The following is a 5,873-nucleotide window of genomic DNA, read 5'->3' as shown; positions in this document are numbered from 1 at the left end:
TAATAAAAACTCAATGATTGTAAGAAAAATTATAGCATGTTTAGTAAGAGGGGTAAATTATTATAGAATAATCTTTATTATGAATTTATTTTAAATATAAAAATCCCACGGAGTACGCAGGATTATAGATTTTCTTCGGCTTTTAAGCCTTATTGTGAATTGCTTTTCAATTTTATTAATACAAATATAAATAACTTTTTTAATTTAAGTTTACAAAAGCCGAATTAATTTTATTTTTTCTGAAAATTTATATAACATGAAAACTAGTTAATTATGAGTAAGGTATTAGGAATTGATCTTGGTACAAATAGTATAGGTTGGGCTATTAGGAATACAGATCTAGCAGAAAATCAGATAGAAGATTTTGGAGTTATTACTTTCGAAAAGGGTGTTGCTTCAGAAAAAGGAAATGAATTTCCGAAAGTTCAAAAAAGGACACAAAGTCGAGGAAAACGTAGAAATTATCAAGCTGAAAAATATAGAAAGTTTGCGTTGTTGGATTTCCTCATTGAAAAAGACATGTGTCCATTGACAAGGGAAGAGTTCAATAATTGGAAATTGTATAAAAAAGGTAAGAGAAAAGAATATCCACAATCCGAAGTGTTTTTAAATTGGATAAGATTTGATTTTGATGGAGATGGTTTACCTGATTTTCATTTATTTGGGAAAAATAAAGATGAAAGTTATTATATTTTCAGAGCTTTTTCGGTTGATGAAAAGTATAAAAATATTTTTGCAGATAATTCTCATATTTTAGGACGAGTTTTTTATCAGTTAGTACAAAGAAGAGGTTTTAAAGGGAAGGACGAAGAAGAATCTAAAACTATTCTGGAAGGAAGTAAAGATGGTAATACTAAAGGCCGTGATAGCATAGAGGAATATCTTGAAAAATATAAAACTTTAGGTGCTGCTCTTTATAATTACCAAAAAGATTTTGGAGGGAGAATAAGACAACGATATAATCTTCGTAAAGATTTTGAATTTGAGCTTCAGGAAATATGTAAAGTTCATCAGATTTCTCCATCTGATTATAAAAAGCTTTGGAAGGCTATTATTTGGCAAAGGCCTTTGAGAACTCAAAAAGAATTGATAGGAAATTGTATTTATGAGAAAAATAAAAAAAGAATTGCAGTTAGCCATCCTCTATATGAAGAATATAGAACTTGGACTTTCATCAATAATTTGAATATAGTTGTGCCTTTCGGGGAAGATCAACAAGATTATCTATCAGAAAAAATATATCCATTATTTTATAAATCTAAACCTGACTTTGAATTAATTGATATTGATAAACAATTAAAAAAAGATGGTGGAAAAAGACAATCTAAACACAATGAAAAAACGAAAGTTTTGTCTGTAAAACTTTTGAAGCAGTTTCAAGATATATTTGGTGAGGATTGGAAAAAATTGCTAAAATGGGATGTTATTGGTAATAGAGATTCCCAACCTATAAAAAGAGATAATGCTACTTATACTTTTGAAGATTTATGGCATGTCTTATTTACATTTGACGGTCAGGAAAATTTGAAAAAATTTGCTTTAGAAAAATTAAATCTTGATGAAGAAAAAGCTACTAAATTTTCAAGAATAAAATTACAACAAGGTTATGCTACATTAAGTCTATCTGCTATTAAAAAGATTCTTCCATATCTTCAAAAAGGATTTTTGTATAATCATTCAGTTTATATGGCAAACTTGCATAAGATGCTTAATGAAAATACAATTTCAGAAAGCTTAATTAATTATTTTGCAGATGAGATCTCTCGTATTTTAAAAGATGATTCTTTTAATAGGAAGAATGCAGCCGTAATAAATGGATTAATTTCTGAAATGCTAAATGATGAAAATAGATACTATATTTCAGATGGGAGAAATTTGGATGAAAGAGAGAAAGAAACTGTTTTTAAAGGTGTTATAAATCATTATGGTTTAGAGACATGGGACAGATTTTCAGAACCAATGAAAACAGAAATAATTGATTTTATATCTGCAAAATATTTAGAATTTCTCAAAAAAACGTATACTCAAAAAGGGAATCTATTTGTTCAGCAAGAAAGAATTCATGATCAGATATTTACATTTTTACAAGAGACTTATAATGTTCCGGAGGATAAGAAAAAATATCTTTGGCATCCATCGGAACAAGAAAATTATATAGTAGCAGAGGAATATCAAGAATTTTCTATTGGGAATAAAAAGTATTATGTAAAAGAACAAAATTACGAGAATTTTTTAGATAAGAATTCTAATGCAGAAAGTGAGGCTAAAAGAATAAAACTTCTAGGAGATCCACAACCATTGAGTAAAGGTTTTAAAAACCCAATGGCTCTAAAGTCTTTGTATAAACTCAAAAGTTTGATAAATTATTTATTGCAAATCGGAAAAATAGATGAATATACTAAAGTTGTTGTAGAAATTGCACGAGAGTTAAATGATAAAAATAAAAGGAAAGCTATCCAAATTTGGCAAAAAGATAGAGAGAATCAAAATGAAGCCTATAAAAAAGAATTAGAAGCTTATAGACAGGCATTTCCTAACATCAACTTAATCGACGAGAACACACTCATCCGAAAAATAAGACTGTGGCACGAACAAAATAAGATTTGCCTTTATACAGGTAAACCAATTTCTTTTACGGATTTGATTATTGGAAATAAATATGATTTTGAACATACCATTCCTGCAAGTATAAGTTTTGATAATGACCTGAAGAATCTCACGATTTCAGATTCTACATACAACCGTGTTTATAAAGGAAGGAAATTCCCAACCCAATTACCTAATTATGAGTCTGAACAAAAAATAGATGGAAAAATCTATAATTCTATCATTAGAAATATAGAATTCATCTTTGGGGAAAGAACAGTTGAAAATAAAGAAATAAAGGGGAAAAATGAAGAAATTGTTAAGTGGAAAAAAATAGATGAGCTTGAAAAACAATATGATGAATGGAAGAAAAAAGCTTCTTATGCAAGTACTAAAGAAATAAAAGATAATTGCATCATAAAATATCACACCATAAAAATGGATTTGGATTATCTGAAATCCAAATTGGCATCATTCACTATCACAGAGTATAAAGCAGGTTGGAGAAATAATCAAATTCGCGATACACAGATGATAACAAAATATGCTTTGCCATATTTAAAAACATTATTTAGGAAAGTATCCGTGGAAAAGGGAGCAGTTACCGATATTTTTAAAAAAGTCTATAAAGTCCAATCTAAAGAAGAAAAAAAGGATAGAAGCATACATAGCCATCACGCTCAGGATGCCGCTATTCTTACTTTAATTCCTAATGCTTTTCACAGAGAAAGAATTATCAAGGCTTACGAAAATGAAATTGATAATAGAACAGGGAAAACTTATCACGAAATCCCTATGGACTGGAAAAACTTTTCTGAGAAATATATTATGGAATTAAAAGATAAGATCATTATAAATAACCTTACAGATAACAGAACTATTACTCAAACCTATAAAACAGTAAGGAAGAGAGGGAAAATTATATATGATATTGATAAAGAAGGTAATTCTTCTAAAAGAATAAGTAGAGGAGATACCATAAGGGGACAGTTGCATGGAGAAACATTTTATGGAGCAATTAAACAGCCACTAAGGGATGAGGAAAATAAAATTCTTTTTGATGAAGATAAAAAAATGATACTTAAAGAGGAAGTTTATCTTGTAATAAGGAAACCTTTAGTCTATAAGAAAGACGCCAATTCTCCAGGCTTTAAAACTCTTGAAGAAGTAGAGAAGTTAATTGTGGATAGAGCTTTGTTTGAGATGATTAAAATTCAGGTTAAGGAATCTGATTTTAAAACTGCATTGACAGATGGGGTCTATATGCTTGATGAAAATGGAAATAAAGTCAATAAAATAAGACGAATAAGATGCTTTGAAAAGGGATTAAAATATACCACTGCTATAAAAATTCATAAACATAGTTTTACTTCTAATAAAAAGTATAAAGAAGCAACTTTAGTAACCAATGGAGAGAATACATATTGTCTATTCTATAAAAATGATCAAGGAAAAGCAATGAGAATTCTTTCTATCGTAGATGTAGCGAACTTGAAACTTAAAAATATTCAAACTCTATATTCAGAGCCAGAATTTTTAAGCTTCGAATCAGGAAAAGGAAAAAAGAAAATTCAAATACCTTTGTATTCAATTTTAAAAAGTGGAGATAAAGTATTGTTTTACAAAGACAATAAATATGAATTAAAAGATTTAGAACAAACTGATTTAGTAAAAAGAATGTTTAAAATATATCAATTTGAAAAAGATGGCAGAATAAAATTTAGGCATCATTTAGTGGCAGGTATTGATACAGAATTAAAAAAAAGTCATCAGGAGTATTCAACAATTAACTTTGAGGATAATCCGGTATTTTTAAGATTAAGCCAAGCGCAATGGAATTTTGCAATCCAAGATAAAGATTTCGAAGTTTCATTAGATGGTAAAATTCATTGGAAATTTTAACAAAAATGATTACTCGTTCCATCTATATAGGTAATCCTGCTTATCTTAAGCTTAAAGATGAGCAGATGAAAATTCTTTGTCCGGAAACTAAAGTGGAGAAAGGCAGTATTCCTGTAGAAGATCTGGGATTATTGATGTTGGATCATTTTCAGATTACTATTTCACATCATCTGATTCAAAAAATGATGGGCAATAATGTTGTAGTAATAAGTTGTGATTTACATCATTTGCCACATGGAATTATGCTACCTTTATACGGGCATACAGAATATTCTGATAGGGTAAAAGATCAGTTGGAAGCCAGTGAACCTCTTAAGAAACAATTGTGGAAACAGACCATTGAATGTAAGATAGAAAATCAGAAAGAAGTTTTGATGAGGTTAGGCAATTATTATGAACCTATGTTAGAATATCAAAGAAACGTAAAGTCTGGTGATATCACTAATATGGAAGGCATAGCAGCCCAGCATTATTGGAAATATTTGATTAGTTTAGATTTTCTTCGTGAACGTTTTGGAAATTCCCCAAATCAGTTTTTTAATTTTGGATATGCAGTTTTAAGAAGCATTGTGGCGAGAGCGATAGTAGAAACAGGATTACTCCCTGTTTTAGGGATTTTCCATAAAAATAAGTACAATCCATATTGTTTGGCTGATGATTTAATGGAACCTTATCGTCCATTTGTGGATATATTGGTTATGCAATGGCTAGAACTTAATCCTGACCTAGAAGAGCTGACAAAGGAATTTAAAGCTCATATTTTACATATAGCAACGAAAGATGTAAAAATAGATGGAAAAACAAGACCCTTGTTGGTAGCGGTAAAAACAACCGCTGCTTCGCTTTATAAATGTTATACAGGAGAAAAACGATTGATATCTTATCCTGAACTGATATGAATACCGAAAGGTTTAATGCCTACCGAATTATGTGGGTTTTAGTATTGTATGATTTGCCAACTGAAACCAAAACGAATATGAAAGATGCCAACCGCTTTCGTAAAGGTTTAATTGATGATGGTTTTACATTGTTTCAATTTTCAATGTATATCCGCCATTGCCCAAGCAGGGAAAATGCAGAAGTTCATATTAAAAGAGTCAAATTTATGCTACCCAAAGCAGGTAAAGTGGCAATCATGTGTATTACGGATAAGCAATTTGGAAATATTGAAATCTTTTTTGCTAGAAATAGAGAAGAGCCACCTCCGACATTTCAACAACTTGAATTATTTTAAATTTTAAATCCTGATAAATAAAATGAAGCCGTCTCATTTTCCCTGGGGCGGTTTTTATTTATAAACTACACATATTATTTTTTAGGATTATTTTTTTGATTAGAAGTGTATTTTTATGCCACTTTCTTTCTTAAGTTGTGTGCTAAAGCAT

General features: G+C 29.6%; 3 protein-coding genes. All 3 read left to right on the top strand.

Annotation, left to right across the window (positions count from 1 at the left end; genetic code table 11):
* The first annotated feature begins 273 nt into the window (after positions 1 to 273).
* The 3 genes from cas9 to cas2 are packed head-to-tail and all read left to right on the top strand — an operon-like array spanning position 274 to position 5,722.
* Positions 274 to 4,488: a type II CRISPR RNA-guided endonuclease Cas9 gene (cas9, locus tag CHRY9293_RS18095; protein WP_162034258.1), complete on the top strand. Its 4,215-nt coding sequence runs from the start codon at positions 274 to 276 to the stop codon at positions 4,486 to 4,488.
* A 5-nt stretch (positions 4,489 to 4,493) separates the two neighbouring features.
* The gene (cas1, locus tag CHRY9293_RS18090) at positions 4,494 to 5,387 is read left to right on the top strand and encodes a type II CRISPR-associated endonuclease Cas1 (protein ID WP_162034259.1); all 894 of its coding nucleotides are present in this window, start codon (positions 4,494 to 4,496) and stop codon (positions 5,385 to 5,387) included.
* Positions 5,384 to 5,722 carry a CRISPR-associated endonuclease Cas2 gene (cas2, locus tag CHRY9293_RS18085; protein ID WP_162034257.1) on the top strand — a complete coding sequence of 113 codons (339 nt, stop codon included), beginning with the start codon at positions 5,384 to 5,386 and terminating at the stop codon, positions 5,720 to 5,722. Before cas1 ends, cas2 begins: the two co-directional genes overlap by 4 nt.
* Positions 5,723 to 5,873 lie beyond the last annotated feature (151 nt).

It is taken from the genome of Chryseobacterium potabilaquae, assembly GCF_902728265.1.
Taxonomy (GTDB): Bacteria; Bacteroidota; Bacteroidia; order Flavobacteriales; family Weeksellaceae; genus Chryseobacterium; species Chryseobacterium potabilaquae.
The sequence above is the reverse complement of the archived record's forward strand: the minus strand, read 5'-3'. Positions and strand labels throughout refer to the sequence as shown.